Origin of the sequence: Lentzea sp. DG1S-22 (assembly GCF_036321065.1) — a bacterium.
In the GTDB taxonomy this organism is placed as follows: Bacteria; Actinomycetota; Actinomycetes; order Mycobacteriales; family Pseudonocardiaceae; genus Lentzea; species Lentzea jiangxiensis.
The window spans coordinates 5124875-5146975 of record NZ_CP143276.1 but is presented as its reverse complement, the minus strand read 5'-3'; the positions used below and the strand labels follow the sequence as shown (position 1 = coordinate 5146975).

25 protein-coding genes are annotated in these 22101 nt (G+C 70.3%); 17 read left to right on the top strand and 8 right to left on the bottom strand.

The features are described 5' to 3' along the window. The first annotated feature begins 36 nt into the window (after positions 1–36). The gene (locus tag V1227_RS23700) at positions 37–1281 is read left to right on the top strand and encodes an MFS transporter (protein WP_329787735.1); all 1245 of its coding nucleotides are present in this window, start codon (positions 37–39) and stop codon (positions 1279–1281) included. A gap of 1329 nt (positions 1282–2610) precedes the next feature. On the opposite strand, the gene glgA is transcribed toward V1227_RS23700, so the two are convergent. Then, entirely contained in the window at positions 2611–3762 is a 1152-nt protein-coding gene (gene glgA / locus V1227_RS23695; RefSeq protein WP_329787734.1) for a glycogen synthase, read from the bottom strand. 87 nt (positions 3763–3849) lie between these two features. On the opposite strand from glgA, the gene glgC reads away from it, so the two are divergent. Continuing rightward, positions 3850–5064 (top strand): glucose-1-phosphate adenylyltransferase, encoded by a 1215-nt coding sequence (glgC, locus tag V1227_RS23690; protein ID WP_236220308.1) that lies wholly within the window; start codon positions 3850–3852, stop codon positions 5062–5064. Between the two features lie 138 nt (positions 5065–5202). On the opposite strand, the gene V1227_RS23685 is transcribed toward glgC, so the two are convergent. Beyond that, positions 5203–5835, bottom strand: coding sequence for an O-methyltransferase (locus V1227_RS23685; RefSeq protein ID WP_329787733.1), 633 nt, complete (start codon positions 5833–5835; stop codon positions 5203–5205). 219 nt (positions 5836–6054) lie between these two features. Between V1227_RS23685 and sigE the strand changes: the two genes are divergently transcribed. From sigE to tatB, 4 genes are all read left to right on the top strand, one after another. Further along, positions 6055–6636, top strand: coding sequence for an RNA polymerase sigma factor SigE (gene sigE, locus V1227_RS23680; RefSeq protein ID WP_236220306.1), 582 nt, complete (start codon positions 6055–6057; stop codon positions 6634–6636). Then, positions 6633–7163 carry an anti-sigma factor family protein gene (locus tag V1227_RS23675; protein ID WP_329787732.1) on the top strand — a complete coding sequence of 177 codons (531 nt, stop codon included), beginning with the start codon at positions 6633–6635 and terminating at the stop codon, positions 7161–7163. The genes sigE and V1227_RS23675 overlap by 4 nt, the downstream gene beginning before the upstream one ends. A gap of 66 nt (positions 7164–7229) precedes the next feature. Then, positions 7230–8750, top strand: a complete 1521-nt coding sequence (locus V1227_RS23670) for a S1C family serine protease (protein WP_329787731.1) — start codon at positions 7230–7232, stop codon at positions 8748–8750. A gap of 17 nt (positions 8751–8767) precedes the next feature. Further along, positions 8768–9145, top strand: a complete 378-nt coding sequence (gene tatB, locus V1227_RS23665; protein WP_236220303.1) for a Sec-independent protein translocase protein TatB — start codon at positions 8768–8770, stop codon at positions 9143–9145. A 65-nt stretch (positions 9146–9210) separates the two neighbouring features. On the opposite strand, the gene V1227_RS23660 is transcribed toward tatB, so the two are convergent. Beyond that, positions 9211–10356: an Mrp/NBP35 family ATP-binding protein gene (locus tag V1227_RS23660; protein ID WP_329787730.1), complete on the bottom strand. Its 1146-nt coding sequence runs from the start codon at positions 10354–10356 to the stop codon at positions 9211–9213. 103 nt (positions 10357–10459) lie between these two features. Between V1227_RS23660 and V1227_RS23655 the strand changes: the two genes are divergently transcribed. Both V1227_RS23655 and V1227_RS23650 read left to right on the top strand, forming a co-directional pair. Continuing rightward, positions 10460–10927, top strand: coding sequence for a MarR family winged helix-turn-helix transcriptional regulator (locus tag V1227_RS23655; protein WP_329787729.1), 468 nt, complete (start codon positions 10460–10462; stop codon positions 10925–10927). After that, a complete protein-coding gene (locus V1227_RS23650) occupies positions 10924–11322 on the top strand; it encodes an NUDIX hydrolase (RefSeq protein WP_329787728.1) in 399 nt (132 codons plus the stop codon). The genes V1227_RS23655 and V1227_RS23650 overlap by 4 nt, the downstream gene beginning before the upstream one ends. Before the next feature lie 24 nt (positions 11323–11346). Here the strand turns inward: V1227_RS23650 and V1227_RS23645 are convergent, their stop codons facing one another. From V1227_RS23645 to V1227_RS23630, 4 genes are read right to left on the bottom strand one after another with little or no spacing between them, the layout of a single operon-like run. Next, positions 11347–11832 carry a DUF1003 domain-containing protein gene (locus tag V1227_RS23645; RefSeq protein ID WP_329787727.1) on the bottom strand — a complete coding sequence of 162 codons (486 nt, stop codon included), beginning with the start codon at positions 11830–11832 and terminating at the stop codon, positions 11347–11349. Continuing rightward, on the bottom strand, positions 11825–13078 hold the full coding sequence (locus V1227_RS23640; protein WP_329787726.1) for a magnesium transporter MgtE N-terminal domain-containing protein: 1254 nt from the start codon (positions 13076–13078) through the stop codon (positions 11825–11827). The genes V1227_RS23645 and V1227_RS23640 overlap by 8 nt, the downstream gene beginning before the upstream one ends. A gap of 15 nt (positions 13079–13093) precedes the next feature. Then, complete coding sequence (locus V1227_RS23635) at positions 13094–13930, bottom strand: aminoglycoside phosphotransferase family protein (protein ID WP_329787725.1); 837 nt, start codon at positions 13928–13930, stop codon at positions 13094–13096. After that, complete coding sequence (locus tag V1227_RS23630) at positions 13927–14262, bottom strand: hypothetical protein (protein WP_329787724.1); 336 nt, start codon at positions 14260–14262, stop codon at positions 13927–13929. The genes V1227_RS23635 and V1227_RS23630 overlap by 4 nt, the downstream gene beginning before the upstream one ends. Before the next feature lie 109 nt (positions 14263–14371). Between V1227_RS23630 and V1227_RS23625 the strand changes: the two genes are divergently transcribed. Then, complete coding sequence (locus V1227_RS23625; protein WP_329787723.1) at positions 14372–15331, top strand: HpcH/HpaI aldolase/citrate lyase family protein; 960 nt, start codon at positions 14372–14374, stop codon at positions 15329–15331. A 156-nt stretch (positions 15332–15487) separates the two neighbouring features. Continuing rightward, positions 15488–15664 carry a hypothetical protein gene (locus tag V1227_RS23620; protein ID WP_177220969.1) on the top strand — a complete coding sequence of 59 codons (177 nt, stop codon included), beginning with the start codon at positions 15488–15490 and terminating at the stop codon, positions 15662–15664. A gap of 8 nt (positions 15665–15672) precedes the next feature. On the opposite strand, the gene V1227_RS23615 is transcribed toward V1227_RS23620, so the two are convergent. Beyond that, the gene (locus V1227_RS23615) at positions 15673–16053 is read right to left on the bottom strand and encodes a DUF4190 domain-containing protein (RefSeq protein WP_329787722.1); all 381 of its coding nucleotides are present in this window, start codon (positions 16051–16053) and stop codon (positions 15673–15675) included. Between the two features lie 201 nt (positions 16054–16254). Between V1227_RS23615 and V1227_RS23610 the strand changes: the two genes are divergently transcribed. From V1227_RS23610 to V1227_RS23580, 7 genes are all read left to right on the top strand, one after another. Then, the gene (locus V1227_RS23610) at positions 16255–17451 is read left to right on the top strand and encodes an acyl-CoA dehydrogenase family protein (protein WP_329787721.1); all 1197 of its coding nucleotides are present in this window, start codon (positions 16255–16257) and stop codon (positions 17449–17451) included. Positions 17452–17541: 90 nt separating this feature from the next. Continuing rightward, complete coding sequence (locus V1227_RS23605) at positions 17542–18363, top strand: hypothetical protein (RefSeq protein ID WP_329787720.1); 822 nt, start codon at positions 17542–17544, stop codon at positions 18361–18363. A gap of 12 nt (positions 18364–18375) precedes the next feature. Then, the gene (locus V1227_RS23600) at positions 18376–18972 is read left to right on the top strand and encodes a hypothetical protein (RefSeq protein WP_329787719.1); all 597 of its coding nucleotides are present in this window, start codon (positions 18376–18378) and stop codon (positions 18970–18972) included. A gap of 54 nt (positions 18973–19026) precedes the next feature. Beyond that, entirely contained in the window at positions 19027–19626 is a 600-nt protein-coding gene (locus V1227_RS23595) for a hypothetical protein (protein ID WP_329787718.1), read from the top strand. Beyond that, on the top strand, positions 19623–19913 hold the full coding sequence (locus tag V1227_RS23590; protein WP_329787716.1) for a barstar family protein: 291 nt from the start codon (positions 19623–19625) through the stop codon (positions 19911–19913). Before V1227_RS23595 ends, V1227_RS23590 begins: the two co-directional genes overlap by 4 nt. A gap of 219 nt (positions 19914–20132) precedes the next feature. Next, positions 20133–20657: a general stress protein gene (locus V1227_RS23585; RefSeq protein WP_374236728.1), complete on the top strand. Its 525-nt coding sequence runs from the start codon at positions 20133–20135 to the stop codon at positions 20655–20657. Between the two features lie 169 nt (positions 20658–20826). Further along, positions 20827–22080 (top strand): ABC transporter substrate-binding protein, encoded by a 1254-nt coding sequence (locus V1227_RS23580; protein ID WP_329787715.1) that lies wholly within the window; start codon positions 20827–20829, stop codon positions 22078–22080. Positions 22081–22101: the final 21 nt, after the last annotated feature.

The following is a 22101-nucleotide window of genomic DNA, read 5'->3' as shown; positions in this document are numbered from 1 at the left end:
ATTTCCGTATTGGACGTATGGCTTAGCGTCGGACGGGTGAACAGGTTGACCGCGTCCGTCGCCGCCTCGGGGTTCGCGTGCTTCGCGTTGCTCTACACCCCGCAGCCGGTCATGCCGCAGATAGCCGCCGAGTACGGGCTGGGGCCGGGCGCGGCCTCGCTCGCGCTGTCCGCGGCGACCCTCGCGCTGGCCGTGGCGGTCCTGCCGATCGCGATGCTGTCCGAACGCGCCGGGCGGCGGCCGGTGATCGTCGTCAGCGTGCTGGTCGCGGCCCTGCTCGGGCTCGTGCTGCCGCTGGCGCCGAACTACGAGGTCTTCCTGGTCCTGCGCGTGCTGCAGGGCGTCGCGGCCGCCGGTGTGCCCGCGGCGTCCATGGCCTACCTCGCCGACGAGCTGGACACGCGACGGCTCGGGGCCGCGACCGGCGCGATGATCGCCGGGAACAGCCTCGGGGGGATGGCGGGACGGCTCGTCGCGGGCATGACGTCCGACTGGCTCGGGTGGCGCGGCTCCGTGCTGCTCGCAGGGGTGTTCGGGCTGGTCGCGGCGCTGGTCGTGGTGTTCCTGCTGCCCGCGGCCCAGCACGGGCCCAAGCGGGCGCCCAGCGGCATGAAGGCGGCCTTGAAGGACCCGGTGCTGCTGTCGTTGTACGTCGTCGCCATGCTGCTCGTCGGCACGTTCATCTCGTTCTACAACGTCGCCGGCTTCCAGCTCACCGGCCCGGCGTGGCTCGAGACGCTGGTCTTCCTCTTCTACGGCTTCGGCAGCACCGCCGCGGCGTTCGCGGGCAGGCTGGCCGACCGGTTCGGCCGCGGCCGGGTGCTGCTGCTGTGCATCGGCGTGGTCGCCGCCGGCGCGCTGGCGAGCCTCGTGTGGGTGCCGCTCGGCCTGGCGGTCGTCACCGCCGGGTTCTTCGCCTCGCACACCACGGCGAGCGGCTGGGTCAGCGCCCGCGCCCCGGAGCACGCCCGCGGCCACGCGGCGGGGCTGTACCTCGCCGGGTTCTACGTGGGCAGCAGCATCGGCGGCACGTCCGGCAGCACGGCCTACGAGGAGTGGGGCTGGACGGGACTGGTGCTGGTGGTCCTCGGCTGGCTCGCGTTGACCGCCATGCTCGCTCAGAACTCCAGCGCGAGGGTGACGCGCGAGTCGGCCGGGGCGATCGCCGTCCTGCCGAGGCGCGGCAGCTCCAGGGTGCCCTCGACCATGCCGATCGAGGCCGAACGGACGTCCGCGGGGACCTCGACCACGACCGCGAACGGCAGCGGGCCGCCGTCGTAGCGGGCGCCGACCTGCGGGGCCGTCGAGCCGTCCGGCAGCGTGACGGTGATCAGGTCCTTGGTCCACAGGCCGCCCGCGGTGTCGGGCAGGGTGCCGACCGCCTCGAACCGCACCTCCAGCAACGCCTTGTCCGCGGCGGAGATCGTGACGACGTCGTACTGGCCCTCGCCGAGCTTGACCGGGCGCTGGCGGCCGAGCTTCACGCCGGTGACCTTCATGCCGAGCTCGCGGTCGCCGAAGCGGACCTTCTGCGTCCGCTCGGCGAACTGGGCGGGGCCGGCGGCGCGCTTGAGCACCGGCGGCGGGGTGTCGGTGCGCTTGCCGGACGGGACCTCGGCGCGCTGCTCCAGCGACTTGGCGCCGAGCGTGCCGAGCGTCAGCGACTCGGTGCCCTCCTGCGGGTCCGGCACGGTGTAGACGACGAAGACCGAGCCGTTCGCGGGCAGCCGCTCGGGCGGCAGGACCTGGCGCTTGCCCGGCACCTCCAGCGCGAGCTCGGACGGCTGCGGGGCGAAGCCCTGCCAGTTGGTGCGCTGGAAACCGCTGTCCGTCTCGTTGAGCTTCTCGACCTTCATCCGCACGACCCGCAGCCGCGAGCCGGTCTCCGCGCGCAGCGTGCCCTCGGCGGTGAACCAGATGTCCGGGTTCGCCCAGCCGGTGACGGCGGTGCTGAGCAGGTCGTCGCGCAGCTTGACGTCGGCGTCGCCGAGCCCGAGGTCGACGTTGGTGCGCTTGCCGTCGTCGGGCAGCACGGCCAGGAAGTCGCGGCCGGCGATCAGGTCCTGCTGCTTCTTCGGGTCGAACTCCTTGCCGTCGGTGCGCACGAGCATCCCGTCCGGCGTGCTGCGGTTGCCCTTCTCCGGCACCTGCGGCGACTGCACCTCGTAACGGACCTCGTCATCCGTCTTGGTGACTTCCTTCAGCGGCACGGGCACCCAGTCGGTGCCGGCGCCGGTGCCGGGGACCTGGACCGGCCCGCACCACAGCCGCTTGTCGACCTCGGACTCGACGCCCGTCTTGGCGAACCAGCAGCTGACGGCGGCGGCGCCGGCCCGTGCCACGTAGCCGTACTCCAGCGTGTAGGCCAGCTGGGACTCGGCGAGGGACTGCAGTTCGGAGGCGTCGGCGAGCTTGCGGCCGTCGACGGTGAGCTGGACGGCCGTGGGCTGTGTGGCCGGGGCTGTGGCGCATCCAGTCACCGCGAGGAGGACCGTCAGACCCAGCACCCCAGCACGCACAGTCCTCGCGCCCCTCACCAGTTGAAGCCACAACGTCACTACTGGTTAAAGGCGGTCCTCACCCGTCAGGGTTGCCCCGGAAGAGTGTGGCTCAGATCACACTGCGGTAGACCTCGACCGTTTGGGCGGCCATCGTCGCCCACGAGAAGTCCTGCTCGGCGCGGGTGCGCCCGGCTGCTCCGAACCGCTTCGCGCGCTCCGGGTCTGCGATCAGTTCGTTGATGGACTGGGCCAATTCGAGTCGATATGTCGACACATTCCGCTCGTCGTAGTGCACGAGAAGGCCCGTCTCGCCGTGGACCACGACCTCGGGGATGCCGCCGACGTCGCTCGCGACGACCGCGGTGCCGCACGCCATCGCTTCCAGGTTCACGATGCCCAGCGGTTCGTAGACCGACGGGCACACGAACACCGTCGCGCGGCTGAGGATCTGCCGGACCTCGGCGGGCTGCAGCATCTTCTGGATCCAGAAGACACCCGTCCGCGTCTCGGCGAGCTCGCTCACCGCCGTCCGGATCTCCTCGGCGATCTCCGGGGTGTCGGGCGCTCCGGCGCACAGGACGATCTGCGCCTCGGGGTCCACGTGGTGCGCGGCGGCCACGAGGTGGCTCAAACCTTTTTGGCGGGTGATCCTTCCCACGAAGGCCACGATCGGCTTCTCCGGGTCGATTCCGCGTGACGTCAAGGCGTCCGTTTCGGCAACGGGGTGGTACGCGTTGCTGTCGATCCCGTTGCGGACCACGTGCACCTTGGCGGGGTCCAGAGCGGGGTACGCGTCGAGCACGTCGGCCCGCATCCCCTCGCTCACGGCGATGACCGCGTCGGCGTGTTCGTACGCCGTGCGCTCCGCCCACGACGAGATCCGGTACCCGCCGCCGAGCTGCTCTGCCTTCCACGGCCGGCGCGGCTCGAGCGAGTGCGCCGTGACCACGTGGGGGATGCCGTGGAGGAGTTTGCCCAGGTGACCGCCCATGTTGGCGTACCACGTGTGCGAGTGGACGAGGTTCGCCGTGGAGATGTGCGCGGCCATTTCCAGGTCGACGGCGAGGGTCGTGAGAGCCGCGTTCGCCTGCTCCAGGCTGTGCGGCGGGTTGTGGGCCGTGGCGTCCGATCTCGGCGCACCGAAGCAGTGCACGTCGACGTCCACGAGCTCGCGGAGGTGCGGCACGAGGAATCCCACGTGCACGCCCGCTCCGCCGTAGACCTCCGGCGGGTACTCCCGTGTCAGCAGCGCAACTCGCACGCACTCACCGTAGATCACGGCACAGGTGTTGGGATGAACCGCTTTGCGACTGGTTCGAGAACGATCGCACGGATAGGGTCACATGCTGTGAAGGGTCAGCCGCACGTTCTCGGAATTGTGCTAGCCGGCGGTGAGGGCAAGCGCCTGTGGCCACTGACGGCCGACCGCGCCAAACCGGCTGTGCCCTTCGGGGGCAACTACCGGCTGGTCGACTTCGTGCTGTCGAACCTCGTCAACGCCGGGCTCGCCAAGCTCTGCGTGCTGACGCAGTACAAGTCGCACTCGCTGGACCGCCACATCTCGACGACGTGGCGCCTGTCCAATGTGCTCGGTCAGTACGTGACGCCGGTCCCGGCCCAGCAACGCCTGGGCCCGCGCTGGTACACGGGGTCCGCCGACGCGATCTTCCAGTCGCTCAACCTCGTCCACGACGAGAAGCCGGACCACGTGGTCATCTTCGGCGCCGACCACGTGTACCGGATGGACCCGGGCCAGATGATCTCGCAGCACGTCGAGTCGGGCGCGGCCGTGACCGTCGCCGGCATCCGCGTGCCGCGCAACGAGGCCAAGGCCTTCGGCTGCATCGACTCCGACGCCTCCGGCAAGATCACGCGCTTCCTGGAGAAGCCGTCCGAGCCGCCGCACGTGCCGGACGACCCGGAGGTCACCTTCGCGTCGATGGGCAACTACGTCTTCACGACCGAGGCGCTGCTGGACGCGCTGCGCGGGGACGCGTTGAACCCGGACTCGGACCACGACATGGGCGGCGACATCATCCCCATGCTGGTGGACCGCGGGAAGGCGCACGTCTACGACTTCCAGGACAACGAGGTTCCCGGCGCCACGGACCGGGACCGCGGGTACTGGCGCGACGTCGGGACGATCGACGCCTACTACGACGCCCACATGGACCTCGTCTCGGTCCACCCGATCTTCAACCTCTACAACCAGCTGTGGCCCATCCGGACGGCCACGCCGCCGCTGCCCCCGGCCAAGTTCATCGCCGGCGGGTCCGCCGAGGACTCGATGGTGGGTCCCGGGTCGATCATCTCCGGGAAGATCCACGGGTCGGTGATCTCCTCGGACGTGACGGTCGAGGTCGGGTCCGTGGTGCAGGGGTCTGTGCTGCTGCCCGGCGTCCGGATCGGCAAGGGCGCCGTCGTGCGGCGGGCCATTTTGGACAAGAACGTCGTGGTGCCCGACGGTGCGCTGATCGGTGTGGACGCGCCGATGGACCGGGAGCGCTACACGGTCAGCGCCGGTGGCGTCACGGTCCTCGGCAAGGGCGTCCGGGCCTACTGAGCCGGCGGCGTCAGCAGCCGGTCGGCCTGACGTCGTCCCGACCCTCGAACCGGCGGCCGTCGACGGTGCGGCCCACGAGGGTCGCCGTCGTGGAAGAGCAGGTGCCTCCGGCTCTCCACGCAGGACACCGTCCGGTTCTCAGGGACGGCGCGCGGCGACCAGCAGACCGTCTCCCAGCGGCAGGATGACGGGCACGAGCCGGTCGTCCTCCCTGACCAGCCGCGCGATGTCCCGCATCGCCTGGGTCGACTCGTCGCGCTTCGAGGGGTCGACCACCGAGCCGTGCCACAGGACGTTGTCGAACGCGATGACGCCGCCCGGCCGCAGCATGCGGACCCCGTGTTCGAGGTACTGCGGGTACTCCGGCTTGTAGGCGTCCACGAAGACGAGGTCGTACGCGGCGTCGGTGAGCCTCGGCAGGACCTCCAGCGCCTTGCCCATGATCAGGCGGGTGCGCGAGGGCGAGATGCCGGCGGCCGCGTAGGCCTCCCGGGCGGCGCGCTGGTGGTCGGGGTCCACGTCGATCGAGGTCAGGATGCCCGACCTGGGCATCCCCGCCAGGAGGTAGAGGCCGCTGGTGCCCGCGCCGGTGCCGATCTCGACCACCGCGCGGGCCTGGAGTGCGGTCGCGAGGAACCGCAGGGCGGCGCCTCCGCCCGCGCCGATGGGCACGCAGCCCAGTTCCTGGCCGCGTGCGCGCGCCGCCAGGTGCACGTCGTCCTCGGGGAGGTACTGCTCGACGTACTCCCGCAGGGCCGATTCCGAGGTCACGGGTAAGCAGGCTAGTGCCCTCTGTGCCCAAAACGGGTGAACACGGCCCGAACCGAGATTCTCAGGGTGCTCTCAGCCATCTCTCACGATCGTTTAAAGCGGGCAGGAGAAGGTACAGAGGCAAGAAGCCAGGCTCTGGTCGGGAACAAGCCGGACCCGCCGTCCGTTGAGCCGCACGAGGGTCGCCGGGCGGCCCACATGGAGGTGCCGAAACACCTGATGCGCACGCAGTCGAGTTCGCCGGAGGCCGTCGCGCCCATCGAGACGGCCGACTGGACGCCGCCTTCGTGGGACTCCATCGTCCGCGAGCACGCGGACAGGGTCTACCGGCTCGCGTACCGCCTGACCGGCAACCAGCACGACGCCGAGGACCTGACGCAGGAGACGTTCATCCGCGTCTTCCGCTCGCTCGCGTCGTACAAGCCGGGCACCTTCGAGGGGTGGCTGCACCGCATCACCACCAACCTCTTCCTCGACATGGCCCGCCGTCGCAGCCGTGTCCGCATGGAGGCGCTGCCCGAGGACAACGACCGCCTCGAGGGTGACGACCTGTCCCCCGAGGAGATCTACGACGAGAACCACCTCGACCCCGACCTGCAGGCCGCGCTGGACGAGCTCCCGCCGGAGTTCCGCGCCGCGGTCGTGCTCTGCGACGTGGAAGGGCTCTCCTACGAGGAGATCGGTGCCACGCTCGGGGTCAAGATGGGTACCGTGAGGAGCAGGATCCACCGGGGCCGCCAGGCCCTGAAGGTCGCTCTCGAACGCCGTCGTCGGGAATCGTTGCTGGAGGACACTGCATGACCGACCTCCGTGGTTGGGGACTGCCTGAGCAGCACCTGGCGCTGGACGCCGTGGTCGCGTTCGTGGACGGGGAGCTTTCCCCGACCGCCCACGAACGAGCCTCGGCGCACATCCAGCGGTGCGGCTTCTGCGCCTTCGAGGCCTACACCCAGCAGCAGGCGCGCGCCGCGGTGCGCACCGCCTCGACGCCCACCGCGCCGGCGTCGCTGCTGGACAGGCTCGGTGCCATTCCCCAGGAGGTCGAGCTGCCGTCCGCCCCGGACGGGCTCGCGATCACCGAGGACGGCCAGTTCGTCGCCGTCCAGCGCACGGACAAGCCCGCGTTCGGTGCCGGACCGGTGCTGGGGTCGTCCAGACCCCTGGGCAGCACCGGCTGGTTCAGCGGCCGCCGCGCCCGCCAGGGGGCCGGCGTCGTCGTGAGCGGCATGCTGCTCGGCGCGCTCGCGTTCACCACGCCGGAGAGCGAGGCCCCGCCCGCGCCCGCCGCGCCGCAGAAGGCCGGCGCCGTCTTCGCCACCACCCCCTGACAGTCATTTCACTGTTCGTGAGGCACGCTGTGGTTCAGCACTCCTAGCGGAAAAATTCGGGGAGAGATGAGCCAGCAGTCGCCCAACGGCCAGACGTCCACACCCGTTTCCGGAGTGGACGACGGAGCGCACCGCAGGCTCCGGCCCCGCCCCTTGGCGCAGCCGCCGGTGGACCCCGCGCACGCGACCGCCTTCGGCCGTCCTGCCGGCGTCGCCGGGGCGTTCGCCTCGCGGGACGTGCCCGCGCCCCAGCTCCAGACGGCGCCGCCGCCCCCGGAGTCCCTCATGACGGCGTTCGGCCGCCAGGGCTCCTCGGAACTGCTGCAACGCCCGCCGCAGCCCACCTCCAGCCCCGACCAGGACATCAACCCCGTCTTCTGGGGCGACAAGCCCGCGGGCGACCCGTGGCGCGACCCGGCGTCCGGCGCCGTGATCGGCCCGCCCGCCGTCGGCGAGGAACCTCCCGGCGAACCCGAGCGCAAGCCAGGGCCCGGCCCGCAGCTGAGCGTTCCGGAACTGCTCTTCGGCCGCCGCGTGAAGCCGACGGCCCTCGCGCTGCTGCTGACGGTCGCGCTGGTGCTCGGCGCGGTCGGCGGTCTCGTCGGCTGGCTGATCGGCCGCGCGGGCAACCCGCTGACCGACTCCACCGTGACCCTCGCCGAGGTCGCCGAGGGCAAGGAGCGCCCGGCCGGCTCGATCTCCGACATCGCGAAGCGCGTGACGCCGAGCGTGGTCTCCATCGAGTTCAAGGGGGCCAACGTCGCGGGCGTCGGCTCCGGCGTCGTCATCGACGGCGGCGGCTACGTCCTGACCAACGACCACGTGGTGGCCCCGGCGGCCCAGGACACGTCGGCCAAGCTCAGCGCCATCTTCACCGACGGCACCAGGGCCCAGGCCCGCGTCGTCGGCCGCGACCCGAAGACCGACCTCGCCGTCATCAAGGTCGAGGTCACCAACCCGACCGTGCTGCAGTTCGGCAACTCCGACGAGCTCCAGGTGGGCGACAGCGTGATCGCCATCGGCTCGCCGCTGCAGCTCTCCAACACCGTCACCGAGGGCATCGTCTCCGCGCTGCACCGCCCCGTGACGGCGGCGGGCGAGAACGGCGGCCCGCAGGTCACCTACGACGCCATCCAGACCGACGCCGCGATCAACCCCGGCAACTCGGGTGGTGCGCTCGTCGACTCGCGCGGCGCCCTGGTCGGCATCAACTCGTCGATCCGCACCGAGACGGGCGGCTCCGTCGGCCTCGGCTTCGCGATCTCCGGCAACCAGGCCCGCAAGATCAGCCAGGAGCTGATCCGCAACGGCTCGGTGAAGCACGCGGACATGAACGTCAACGTGAAGAGCGTGTCCGCCGAGACCTCCGAGGGCGCCCAGGTCCAGAACGTCCCCGCGGGAGGTGCCGCGGCCGCCGCCGGCATCCAGGAGGGCGACGTGATCACCAAGGTGGGCGACCGCATGGTCCGCAACGCCGCCGAACTGGTCGTGGCGGTCAGGGAGCACGAGATCGGCGAAACCGTGCAGGTCGTGCTCGCCAGGCAGGGCCGTGAGCTCAAACTCGACGTGACGCTGAAGAGCGACTGACAAGTAGGCTGGGGCCCGTGTTCGACAGCATCGGATGGGTGGAGATCCTCATCATCGTGGTCGCGGGTCTCTTCATCCTGGGGCCCGAACGCCTGCCGTCCGCCGCGGCGTGGCTCGGCAAGACGGTCCGCCAGGTCCGCGAGTACGCGACCGGCGCCCGCGAACAGCTCAAGCAGGAGATGGGCCCGGAGTTCGAACAGCTCCGCAAGCCCCTCGAGGACCTGCGCGAGCTGCGCAACTTCGACCCGAAGCGCGCGGTGGCCAAGCACCTGTTCGAGGACCCGGAGCCGACGACCAAGTCGAACGGCTACCCGACGCCCCCGACCCCGCCCGCGGCCGAGCAGCGCCCGCTCGCACCGGGCGAGCGGCCGCCGTACGACCCGGACGCCACCTGAGCTCGTGAAGAAGGGGCCCCGCCGACTCGCTCGGCAGGGCCCCTTCTCCGTGTCCGCGACTGGCTCTAGCGGCCGGCGGGGGAGACGTTCAGCAGCCGGCCCGCCAGGCCGCGCGACCGCACGCTCAGCTTCGTCGCCACCTCGGACAGCACCCGCGCGGCGGCCGAGTCCGGCACGGCCTTCACGATCGGCGTGCCGGTGTCGCCGTTCTCCCGCAGGCGCGGGTCGAGCGGCACCTGGCCGAGCAGCGGCACCTCGGACCCGATCGCCTTCGACAGCGACTCCGCGACGGCCTGGCCGCCACCGGAGCCGAAGACCTCCATGCGCGAGCCGTCGGGCATCTCGAGCCACGACATGTTCTCGATGACGCCCGCGACCCGCTGACGGGTCTGCAGCGCGATCGACCCGGCCCGCTCGGCCACCTCGGCGGCGGCCTGCTGCGGCGTCGTCACGACCAGGATCTCGGCGTTCGGCACGAGCTGCGCCACGGAGATCGCGACGTCGCCGGTGCCGGGCGGCAGGTCGAGCAGCAGCACGTCGAGGTCGCCCCAGAACACGTCCGCGAGGAACTGCTGCAGCGCCCGGTGCAGCATCGGCCCGCGCCACACGACCGGGGTGTTGCCCGGCGTGAACATGCCGATCGAGATGACCTTCACGCCGTGCGACTGCGGCGGCATGATCATCTTCTCGACCTGGGTGGGGCGGCCGTCCGCACCGAGCATGCGCGGGATCGAGTGGCCGTAGATGTCGGCGTCGACGATGCCGACCGACAGCCCGCGGGCCGCCATCGCCACCGCGAGGTTCACGGTCACCGAGGACTTGCCGACGCCGCCCTTGCCGGACGCGACGCAGTACACGCGCGTCAGCGATCCCGGCTGGGCGAACGGGATGACCGGCTCCTCGGTGCCGCCGCGCAGCGTCTTGCGCAGCTCGGTGCGCTGGGCGTCGCTCATCACGTCGAGGTCCACCCGGACCGACGACACGCCGTCGAGGGCGGAGACCGCGGTGGTGACGTCGGCCGTGATCTTGTCGCGCATCGGGCACCCGGCGACCGTCAGGAAGACGCCGACCACAACGGCACCGTCCGCGCCGACCTCGACGTCCTTGACCATGCCGATCTCGGTGATCGGGCGGCGGATCTCGGGGTCCTGCACACCGGCGAGCGCCTTGCGGACGTCCTCGACGGTGGGGAGGGGCTGCGTGGTGGTCACCGATCCATGCTACGTCCGGTTCAGGCCCGTCCTACCGGCCGGTCACTTTCCAGCGCAGGGCCAGGTCGTAGTGGAGTGGCCGCTGTCCGTAACATCGACGCCCGTGCCGGAATCGGGTAGTTCCCGGTTGCCCACCCGTGTCGAGCTAGGGGTGTGGCGATCGTTCCTCCGCGCGCATGCACGGATCACGAGGGTCCTCGAGGCCGAACTGATTGCTGAGCAGCGCCTATCGCTCGCGGCGTACGACGTGCTGGTCCAACTGGCCGAGTCGCCTTCCACGCGCCTGCGCATGACCGAGCTGGCCGACGCCGTCCTGCTGTCCCGCTCTGGCGTGACCCGCCTCGTGGACCGCCTGGAACGCGCGGGCCTCGTCGGTCGCGAACGCGCAGACGGTGACGGACGCGGCATCGTGGCCGTGCTCACACCGCTGGGCGCCGAACGTCTGCGCAGCGCTTCCACCACCCACCTGGCCGGCGTCGCCGAGCACTTCGGGGACAGCTTCGGCCCCGGCGAGCTCGAGGCCTTCGGCCGCACGTGCGACCGCCTGGCAGCGGACGACGTGTTCCCGTGATCACGGTGGTGGGACTCGTGCACGTCGAGGCTGGCCGCCTCCTCGTTGTGCGCTCACGCAACAAGAAGGCCTTCTACCTCCCCGGCGGCAAGATCGAGCCCGACGAGACACCGGTCGAGGCGCTCCGCCGGGAGGTCTCGGAGGAACTGGGCGTCGAGGCGCGCGATCCGGCCGAGCTGAAGCGCTACGTCGCACCCGCGTACGGCGAGGGCGAAGGCGCGGTCGTCGACATGACCTGCTTCACGGCACAGCTGCTCGGCACGCCGCGGCCCACCGGCGAGATCGCCGAGCTGACCTGGGTGACGCGCGACGAGTACCGCGCGCACGCCGAAACGGCTCCCGCGATCCACGACGTGCTGGACGACCTGGTGGCGAGCGGCCGCGTCAGGCCGTGAGCGGGCCCGTCACGTCCGGCGGCGTCAAGGCCGGACCTTCTTGAGGTTGTTCTGCTCCTTCACCAGCTTTTCGAGCTCCCCGCGGATGAAGTCGCGCGTCGCCACCTCGCCGAGGGCCAGCCGCACCGCGGCCAGTTCGCGCGCCAGGTACTCGGTGTCCGCCTTGGTCTGCGCCGCCCGCTTGCGGTCCTCCTCCAGCGACACCCGGTCCCGGTCGTCCTGCCGGTTCTGCGCCAGCAGGATCAGCGGCGCGGCGTAGGCCGCCTGTGTCGAGAAGGCCAGGTTCAGCAGGATGAACGGGTACGGGTCCCACCGCAGTGACACCGCCACGAGGTTCACCGTGATCCAGACGACGACGAGCAACGTCTGCCAGAACAGGAACTTGCCGGTGCCCAGGAAGCGCGCGAGCCGTTCGGAGAGCTGACCGAACGCGTCCGGGTCGACCGAGAACCGGAAGCTCCTCGGTTCGCGCGGCTGGTCGAGCCTGCGCCGGGGCAGTACTTCAGGCATGGCTCAGTCCCGTCTCGCGCCAGTTGTCCGGCAGCAGGTGGTCCAGCACGTCGTCCACGGTGACGGCGCCGAGCAGGTGCTCGTCCTCGTCGAGCACCGGGGCGCACACCAGGTTGTAGGTCGCGAAGTAGCGCGTCACGTCGCTCAGCGAGGCGTTCGGGGGCAGGCGCGCCATGTCCGTGTCGAGCACTCCGGCGACGAGGTCGAACGGCGGTTCGCGCAGCAGCCGCTGGATGTGCACGCAGCCGAGGTAGCGGCCCGTCGGCGTCGCGGAGGGGGCGCGGCACACGAAGACCATCGACGCCAGCGCGGGCGTGAGGTCGGGGTTTCGCACCCGTGCCAATGCTTCCGCGATCGTCGCGTCCGGCGTGAGGATGATCGGCTCCGGCGTCATGAGGCCGCCGGCGGTGTCGTAGGAGTACTCCAGCAGACGCCGGACCGGTTCGGACTCCTCGGGTTCCATCAGTTCCAGGAGCCGGTCCTTGGTGCCCTCGGAGAGCTCGCTCAGCAGGTCTGCCGCGTCGTCCGGGTTCATCGCCTCCAGGACGTCCGCGGCGCGTTCCTCGTCCAGGTGCGACAGGACGTCCTTCTGGTCCTCTTCGGACAGCTCCTCGATGACGTCCGCGAGCCGTTCGTCGTCCAGCGCGTCCGCCACCTCGTGGCGGCGCTTGGGAGGCAGCTCGTGCAGTGCGTGCGCGACGTCCGCCGCGCGCATGCCCTCGAAGACCGCGACGAGCTGGTGCGCACCCTGCGGCTGGCCCGCGATCTCGTTGACGCTCAGGCCGCCGACGTCCTCCCAGTTCCACACCTGGACCGGGCCCTTGAGGCTGAACCGGCCGGTGCGCTCCCGTCCGGCGACGCGGACCACGCGCCAGTCGCGGGTGCGGGTGAGCTCCATCGCGGCGTCGACGACCACCGCCGTGCCGCCGTCGTCGAGCTGGATCTTGGCGTCGAGCAGCTCGCCGATCACCAGCACCTCGTTGACGCGCTGGTGGAACGGCCGCAGGTTCACCGACCCGGTTGCGAGCGTCACGGCGTTCGGCTCGATCGAGGTGAGCCGCAGCATCGGCACGAAGATCCGCCGACGCGTCACCAGCTCGACGACCATGCCGAGCACGCGCGGCGGTTGCCGGTCGATCCGGAGGCTGATGACGACGTCCCGGGCCTTGCCGACGGGTTCGCCGTCGGGGCCGAACACGGGGAGTCCGGCCAGCTGAGCGATGAAAACCCGGTTCACGGCAACCACGACCACCAGGCTAGATCACGTGCGCGCCGCCCACCGCGCGATGTCGGCGCAGATCTCCGCCACGTCCCGCACGTCCTCCTCCAGGCACCAGATCCAGTTGGCGACGGCCCGCTGCAGCGTCCAGTCCCGCGCCTTCGCCACGTCCAGCTCCCCGGCGTCGCAGATCGCGAGGAACCGGCCGGTCAGCCCCTTGGGTCCGTCCAGCTCGTCGAACCTGTTCCACAGCAACGGGATCATGCAGTACTCGGGGTCGCCGGACAGCGGCTTCGGGTCGATCACCAGCCACGGTTCGCGGTCGCCGCGCAGCACGTTCTGGTAGTGCAGGTCCTCGTTGACCAGGGTCGTGCCCATCGGCCTGGTGCCGGCTTCGCGGGCGGCGTCGAGCAGCTCGCGGGGAACGGCGGGGTGGTCGTGCGGGAGGGTGTCGCGGAACCGGCGGAGCTCGGCCGGCGCCTCGATGCCGCGGTGGCGGCGCAGCAGGCCGCCGATCACGCCGATCGCGAGGTCGACCGGTTCGTCGTCGAGCGAGTGCCGGTCGAGGCGTTCCAGCAGCAACGCGCCGAGTTCCTCGTCGTGGTCGAGGAGCTGGACCGCGCCGTTGCCGTCGTAGAGGCGCAGCGCGAGCGGTTCGTGGCGCGTCTCGTCGTCGACCCAGCTCAGCTTCAGCACGGCCGGGTGCCCGTCGGCGCGGCGGACCGGGAGCACGACGGCGCAGAACCCGTTCATCAGCGGGCCGTCCGGGGTGAGCCGCCAGCGTGCGCACGCCTTGGTGGCGAGCTTCGGCAGCGTCGCGACCCACTCGGCCGCACCCTCGCCGAGCTCCAGGCCGAAGCCCTCCGGCACGGTGATCACGCGCTGAACTCCAGCCGGTACACCGCTTCCCACTCCGGTTTCGCGTTGAGCCGCGCGGTCTTGAGCGCCTGCGCCGTCTCCTCGCCGGGCTCGGTCAGCCGCGCGGTGGCCTTCGCGTCGACCAGGTGCGAGTGCGTGGTGGGGGAGCGGACGGTGACGGTGACCTCCGCGCCGTCGGTCAGCGGCGCCTCCGGTTCGGTGCCGCCGCTCATGACCCACAGCGCGTCGTCACGCCAGTGCGCGTGCACGAGACGGGGTTCGCGGCCGGGCGAGGTGATCCAGACCGCGGCCGCCTTCCGCAGCGCCGCGTCGAGTACTCGGGTGATCTCCACCGGTTCAGACTGCCAGGGTCTGTGAAACGGGACTCAGCGAATATGCGCCCGGAGACGATGCGTGCCACTGTGGCGCCACAGTTACCGGCCGGTACGAGGAGGTACTCCAGTGGTCGACCAGCAGCGTCCCCGTCGCTCGTGTCTGGCGGTCCCCGGTTCGAGCCAGAAGATGATCGACAAGGCCCGCACGCTGCCGGCGGACCAGGTGTTCCTGGACCTGGAGGACGCCTGCGCGCCGCTGGCCAAGCCCGACGCCCGCAAGACCATCGTCGCCTCGCTCAACGAGGGCGACTGGGGCGACAAGACCCGCGTCGTGCGCGTGAACGACTGGACGACGGAGTGGACGTACCGCGACGTCACCGAGGTCGTCGAGGGCGCCGGCGCGAACCTCGACTGCATCATGCTGCCGAAGGTGCAGACGCCCGAGCAGGTCGTCGCGCTCGACTTCCTGATCACGCAGATCGAGAAGACGATGGGCTACGAGGTCGGCAGGATCGGCATCGAGGCGCAGATCGAGAACGCCCTCGGCCTGAACAACGTCAACGCGATCGCCACCGCGTCCCCGCGCGTCGAGACGATCATCTTCGGCCCGGCCGACTTCATGGCGTCGATCAACATGAAGTCGCTGGTCGTCGGCGAGCAGCCGCCCGGCTACGACGTCGGCGACGCCTACCACTACATCCTCATGCGGATCCTGATGGCCGCGCGCGCCCACGACAAGCAGGCCATCGACGGCCCCTACCTGCAGATCCGCGACGTCGAGGGCTACCGGCGGGTCGCCGGCCGTTCCGCGGCGCTGGGCTTCGACGGCAAGTGGGTGCTGCACCCCGGCCAGATCGAGGCGGCCAACGAGGTCTTCAGCCCGAAGCAGGACGACTACGACCACGCCGAGAACATCCTCGACGCGTACGAGTACTTCACGTCCGAGGCGGGCGGCAAGCGCGGCGCGGTGATGCTCGGCGACGAGATGATCGACGAGGCCTCGCGCAAGATGGCGCTGGTGATCTCCGGCAAGGGCCGCGCGGCGGGCATGTCGCGGTCGAACGTGTGGACCCCGCCGGAGGACTGAGCCGGTTCACAGCTGTTGCGGATTGTGCGTTACTTCACCCCGGATGTCACAGCACGTGTTCGGCCGTCACGGGTTGCGTTCGAAACGGGTGAAGTGACGCACAATCAGTCACCGGAGTTTGCGATCTCGCCCCGGTGCGGGGGCATGCTCTGGGGCATGTCACGTTCGAGTAACGGCAAGGCGGGCAGGCGCCTGCGGCTCTTCAAGCGCCGCGAGGACGACCTGCTCGAGCGCAGCTTCCGCAGCTGCCCGGGATGCGCTGCCGACGTCCACGTGTTCGCCGACGTCTGCCGCCACTGCGGTGGCGCCCTGGAGATCGCCCTCGCGGGCTGAGCCCGGGATCAGTAGGTCGACGAGTTCGCGGCGGCGATGATCGCGATGATGATGAACGCGAAGTACGCCAGCCAGCCGACGATCACCACGTAGCCGACGATCACGCCGGCGAGCGCCATGCCGTGGCCCTCCTCCTCGCCCCGCTTGATCCGTCCCAACGCGATGTGGCCGAAGATGACGCCCGCGATGGCGGTGAGGCCGCACGACACGAAACCCACGCACGACAGCACGAGCGCGAGGATCGCGTTCGTCTGCGGCTTCTGCACGGGTGGCTGGTAGCCGTAGCCGTACATCGGCTGCTGCTGGCCGTATGGTCCGGGCTGGCCGTAGGGCTGCTGCTGGCCATACGGATCGCCTGGCTGCTTCGGGTTGTACGGGTCGTACGTCATCAGGGTCCCCCTAGAAGTGGTGAGCCGGGATCTTAAGGTCCACCCACCTCGTTCGTCGCGTGCGGGTGCGGCATTACACCTGTCAGGAATGCTGTTTCGGTTCAGCCGACGCCTCGCTGTTGCGGAGAGCACACCCCGGTCGCAAACGAGCGTTAATCGGTCCATACTCGCCGGTAACCAAAGCGTTGGAAGGGAAGTGCGATGGCGCGCCTCGCCCAGACCGCGGGTCTCACGGACGTCCAGGAAGAAATCCTCGCGACCGTTCGCACGTTCGTGGACAAGGAAATCATCCCGCACGCCCAGACGCTGGAACACGGCGACACGTACCCCGCCGACATCGTCGACGGCATGAAGGAGATGGGTCTCTTCGGGCTGACGATCCCCGAGGAGTACGGCGGCCTCGGCGAGTCCTTGCTGACCTACGCGCTCGTCGTCGAGCAGATCGCGCGCGGCTGGATGAGCGTCTCCGGCGTCATCAACACCCACTTCATCGTGGCGCACATGCTCAAGCAGCACGGCACGCCCGAGCAGAAGCAGAAGTACCTCCCGCGCATGGCCGCTGGCGAGGTGCGCGGTTCGTTCTCCATGTCCGAGCCGGAGCTCGGCTCCGACGTGGCCGCGATCCGCACGCGAGCCGTGAAGGGCGCCGACGGCTACACGATCAACGGCCAGAAGATGTGGCTGACGAACGGTGGCACGTCGAACCTGACCGCCGTCCTGGTGAAGACCGACGAGGGCGCCGAGAAGGCCCACCAGAACCTCACGACGTTCCTGGTCGAGAAGCCCGAGGGCTACGGCGAGGTCCTGCCGGGCCTCAGCATCCCCGGCAAGATCGACAAGATGGGCTACAAGGGCGTCGACACCACCGAGATGGTGTTCGACGGCTTCGAGATCGCCGCCGACCAGATCCTCGGCGGCATCTCCGGCCAGGGCTTCCGGCACATGATGGACGGCGTCGAGGTGGGCCGCGTGAACGTGGCCGCCCGCGCGTGCGGCATCGCGATCCGCGCCTTCGAGCTCGCGATCGAGTACTCGCAGCAGCGCAGGACGTTCGGCAAGGCCATCGCCGAGCACCAGGCCATCGCGTTCAAGCTCGCCGAGATGGCCACCAAGGTCGAGGCGGCGCACCTCATGATGGTCAACGCCGCGCGCCTGAAGGACTCGGGCCAGCGCAACGACGTCGAGGCCGGCATGGCCAAGCTCATCGCCTCCGAGTACTGCGCCGAGGTGACGCAGGAGTCGTTCCGCATCCACGGCGGCTACGGCTACTCCAAGGAGTACGAGATCGAGCGCCTGATGCGCGAGGCCCCGTTCCTGCTGATCGGCGAGGGCACCTCGGAGATCCAGAAGACGATCATCTCCCGCGGCCTGCTCCGCGACTACCGGTCACGCGGCTAGACACGGACAGTCGTTCGCCCGCTGGGGGTCGTTCTTTCACGGGACTGGCCCCTGACGGTTTTCGTCAGCCGGTCATAGGGTTCGCTCACCTTGACCACAGATCTGACGCTTCCGAGACCTGTGTCGCCGCCGCACGTGGTCCGCCTGGAGCTGGACACGTTCTCCGGTGTCGACCGCCCCGCGCTGGCCTCGTGGTTCGGCGCCCTGGTCACCGACCTGCTGACACCCCTGTGCCCGGCCTCCGTCGAGGAGCTCGTGGCGGTGGCCCGCGACTACCGCCCCTCCGACACAACGCCGTGGGGCCCACCGGGTTACGCCCGCCTGCTGCTCTCTTCGGGTGACTTCACCCTCCCGGCGTGGTCGCGGGCCCTGGCGGACCTGCCGTCGTTCCTGCGCGTGCAGCTGGTCCAGCTCGACTCCCAGGGCCTGCCCCTCGCCGACGGCGGCTGGACCGCGGAGGTGCTGCTGAAGGACGACCCCGCGTTCCCGCACCAGGTCGTCGTCACCGCCTCCCGCTCGCTGTTCGGCGGCTGGATCTCCCACGTCGTGCAACAGAACTGGCTCTCGGCGTTCCGCTCGGGGGCCTCGCTGGTGCGCGCGTCCGGCGGCTGGATCACCCTGGACCGCGTGGGCGTGCGAACCGCGCACGAGGTCGCCGTCGGCGTGGGACTGGACGAATCCCTTTTCACGGCAGCGGAACTCTCGCGCGGCCCCCACTGGGCGACGCTGCTGGGGCCACGTCAGGTCGCCGCTTTGGGTGGCGTGCAAGAGGTCTGCGCGACCGCGCCGTGCTTCTCGGTCGAGCACCTGGGTGGCGGCCGCATACTTTTGCAGCTCACCGAGCACCTGGACGAGGTGCCCGCAGAAGCCGTCCGGAAGCTGGCCGAGTTCCTGGGGCCGGTGCTGCACTGAGCCGGGGGACCCATGGCACTGACCGATCCCGTGCGCCGGCTCGCACTGCCCGCGCGGGAGCAACGCGAGTACCTGGAGTCCATCGGCACCGCGCCGTCCGCGGACGAGTTCGCGCTGGGGTTCGACGACGTGCGCCCGCACCTGACCGGCCTGGGGCCCGTGGGCCGCGTCGACGCGCTGCTGGACGAGATGAGCGGCCCGGGCCCGGTCTGGCACGTCGACGCCCTGGCCACGGCCCCGCAGTGGGCCGAACTCCGCCTGCTCGCCGTCGAACTGCCGCGCGTGCTGCCGTTCGACGGCCCGCGCCCCCTGGCGGGCTCCGAACGCGCCGTGCTGGACCGGGTCCTGGCCCTGGACTTCCCCGGCGCCGCCCTCCTGCGCGCCCAGACCGTCCGCGTCCTGCGCCCCTGGTACGAGGGCGCACCGAGCCTCGACGTCGACACCGCGGGCCCACCCGCCCCCGTGCTGCCGGTCCGAGCCCTCGTCCACGACGCCGGCACCCTGATCGGCGAGGTCCTGGTGCGGGTCGAGGCGGGCCGGCTGTCCGCGATCGAGTACGCCTGCCTCACCGGCGAGGCCCCGCCACCCCGCCTCCGGCGGAGAAGGTGACGGCTCGGCTCGGTTGACCGGCGGGATCCGGTTTCGTTTGGGACCCTGTCGTCCGTGAGGCCTTCACCGGAAACCGACGTGCTGGTAGCCGTGGACACCGCCCTGCGCCCCACCGGCTTCGTCCGCCGCGGCCACTTCTGGCGCCAGGAACGAGGTGACGGCGTCGCCGGCTGGCTCGGCTTCGGCCTGGCGGGCGCACTGGACCTCACCCCGCTCGTCGGCGTCTGCTTCCGCCACTACGACGAGGTCTGCCGCGCCCTGGGCGTCGGCATCCCGGGCACCCCGCTCGTGTCGGCACCGCTGGGCAGCCTGATGGGCGAGAAGCCGGTCTGGCACTGGACCTTCCCGCCGGGCGGCGACCACGCACCGGTCGCCTCGTCGTTGGTCGACGCGGTCGTGGAGTTCGGCGAGCCGTACATCGACAAGCACGCGAAGTGGGACTCGCTGTGCTCGGCGTTGACCGGAAAACCGGAGTCGTTGCTCGACTTCGAGCGGGCGCGCAAGCTCGCGATCATCCACGTGCTGAACGGGAACGCCGGTGCGGCGGACGAGGTGCTGGCGGAGGAACGGGAGCGGGTGGCGGACGACAGGGACGTCTACGCGCGGTCCTACCGCGCTTTCGCGCACCGGTTCGAACTGGCTTTCCGCGGATGAGGCTGGTCGTCGACGGAACGCTGGCCACCACCGAGCGGGCGTTCCACGACGCCCTGGCGGGTCCGCTCGACTTCGGGCCGTACTACGGCAACGACCTGTCCGCGCTGTGGGACCGGCTCAGCACCGACGTCGAACGGCCGGTGGAGCTGGTGTGGACGGACTCCGCGGCCAGCAGGGAACCGCTCGGCGACAGCGCCTACAGCAAGATCGCGCGGGTGTTGACCGACGTGATGGAGCGGGACGCCGCCCGCCCTCCCGCGCACCGGTTCGTGGTCCGGTTCGAGTGACGGGCGGGGCCGGACCCGCGAGATCGCCGAGTTCGGGCCGCACGTGCAGTGCCCCTGGCGAGTGCTCGACGGGGACCGGCTCGTCCGGCCCGCTCGACGGCGAGGTCCACGGTGTCACCCGGATGCTGATCCCGGCAAAACACCCGCAGGCGTGTCGGCACGCCGCACCGGGCACTGGCAGGATGGAACGATCAGCGCGTCGCGACAGAGGTGGTCCCTGTGACGAGTCCGTTCGCCAACCCGAACCGGCCCGGCGTCCCGCCCCGCCTGCCCACCCCGCCGACGGGGTGGCCGATCGGCTCGTACGCCACGTACGAGGAGGCGCAGCGCGCGGTCGACTTCCTCGCGGTCGAGGACTTCACGGTGCAGGACGTGATGATCGTCGGCGTCGACCTGATGCTCGTCGAGCGGATCACCGGCAAGCTCACCTGGGGCCGCGTCCTCGCGACCGGTGCGGCCAGCGGTGCGTGGTTCGGTCTGTTCGTCGGGCTGCTGCTCACGCTGTTCAGCCCGGAGCCCGGGGTGACGGTCGGGCCGGTGCTCACGGGCCTGATCACCGGTGTGTTCTTCGGGCTGGTGTTCGCGGCGGTCGGGTACGGGTCGGCGAAGGGCAAGAGGGACTTCCAGTCCGCGTCCCAACTGGTTGCGAACCGGTACGACGTCCTGTGTCACCCGAAGTCGGCCGAAAAGGGCCGTGACCTGCTCGCGAAGCTCGCGATGCGGCCGGTGAACCCGAGTTCTTAAGGCTTACATAAGGGCATTGGTTCTGAATCGTTGCTTCCTTTGGTTGCGGCTCCTGATCACCGGGCCTAGGTTCGGTTGACCGGTCCGCCGGGTGCGGACGGTGGCACGACGAGGTGCCGGGCGCGCTGCGGTCTGGCTCCTCCGTGCAGTCGGGAAGGAGGCAGGGCCGATGGGTGCGACAAGGCGCTATCGACTCGCGGCCGGTGTGGGGGCCGCGGTGCTCGCGGCGGGAACCCTCACGGCGTGCGGGTCTGGCGACCAGGGCATCACCGTGAACGTCTACAAGTACCCGCAGGAGAACTTCCAGGCCATCGTGGACAGCTGCAACGCGAAGGCCGGCGGGCGTTACAACATCGTCTACAACAAGCTGCCGCGCGAGGCCGACGGCCAGCGCGAGCAGATGGTGCGCAGACTCGCGGCCGAGGACGACAGCATGGACGTCCTCGCGCTGGACGTCACGTGGACCGCGGAGCTCGCGAAGGCGGGCTGGATCAGGGAGTTCACCGGCTCCGTCAAGTCGCAGGTGGAGTCCGGCACGCTGAAGACTCCGCTCGACACGGCGACCTACGAGGGCAAGCTGTACGGGGCTCCGGACAACACCAACGTCCAGCTCCTGTGGTACCGCTCGGACCTGGTTCCCACGCCGCCCAAGACGTGGGACGAGATGATCTCCATGGCCGAGGCGCTGGTGGCGGAGGGGAAGCCCGGTCAGATCGTCGCGCAGGGCAAGCAGTACGAGGGGCTCGTCGTGCTGTACAACACGCTCGTCAACTCCAACGGCGGCACGATCCTCGACGAGAACGGCACCAAGGCCATCGTCGACGACAAGGCCGTGGAAGCGTTGGCGGCGTTGAAGAAGCTCGCCACGTCGAAGGCGATCGACCCGTCGTTCTCCAACGCGGCCGAGGACAACGCACGCCTCGCCATGGAGGGCGGCAACGCGGCGTTCCAGCTCAACTGGCCGTACGTCTACGCGGCGGCGCAGAAGAAGCCGGAGTTCGCGAAGAACTTCAAGTGGGCCCTGTACCCCGCCGTGAGCGGTGACCAGTCGAGGGTCACCGTCGGTGGGATCAACTACGCCGTCAGCAACTTCACCACGAAGCCGGACGAGTCGTTCGACGCGGTGTTGTGCTTGCGCAGCGCGGAGAACCAGAAGCTCGCCGCGCTCAAGGACGGTGTGCCGCCGACCATCGAGGCCGTCTACGACGAGCCCGAGATGGCCGAGGCGTACCCGATGCGCGACGACATCAAGGAGACGCTGAAGAACGCGAGTGTGCGGCCGCGCACGCCCGCGTACCAGAACGTCTCGACGGTCATCTCCACGATCCTGTCGCCGCCCGCGAGCATCGACCCGCAGACCACGGCGGACAGGCTGCGCAAGGAGCTGCAGGACGCTCTGGACTCGAAGGGGGTGCTGCCGTGAGTCAGACGACGACGAAGGCCA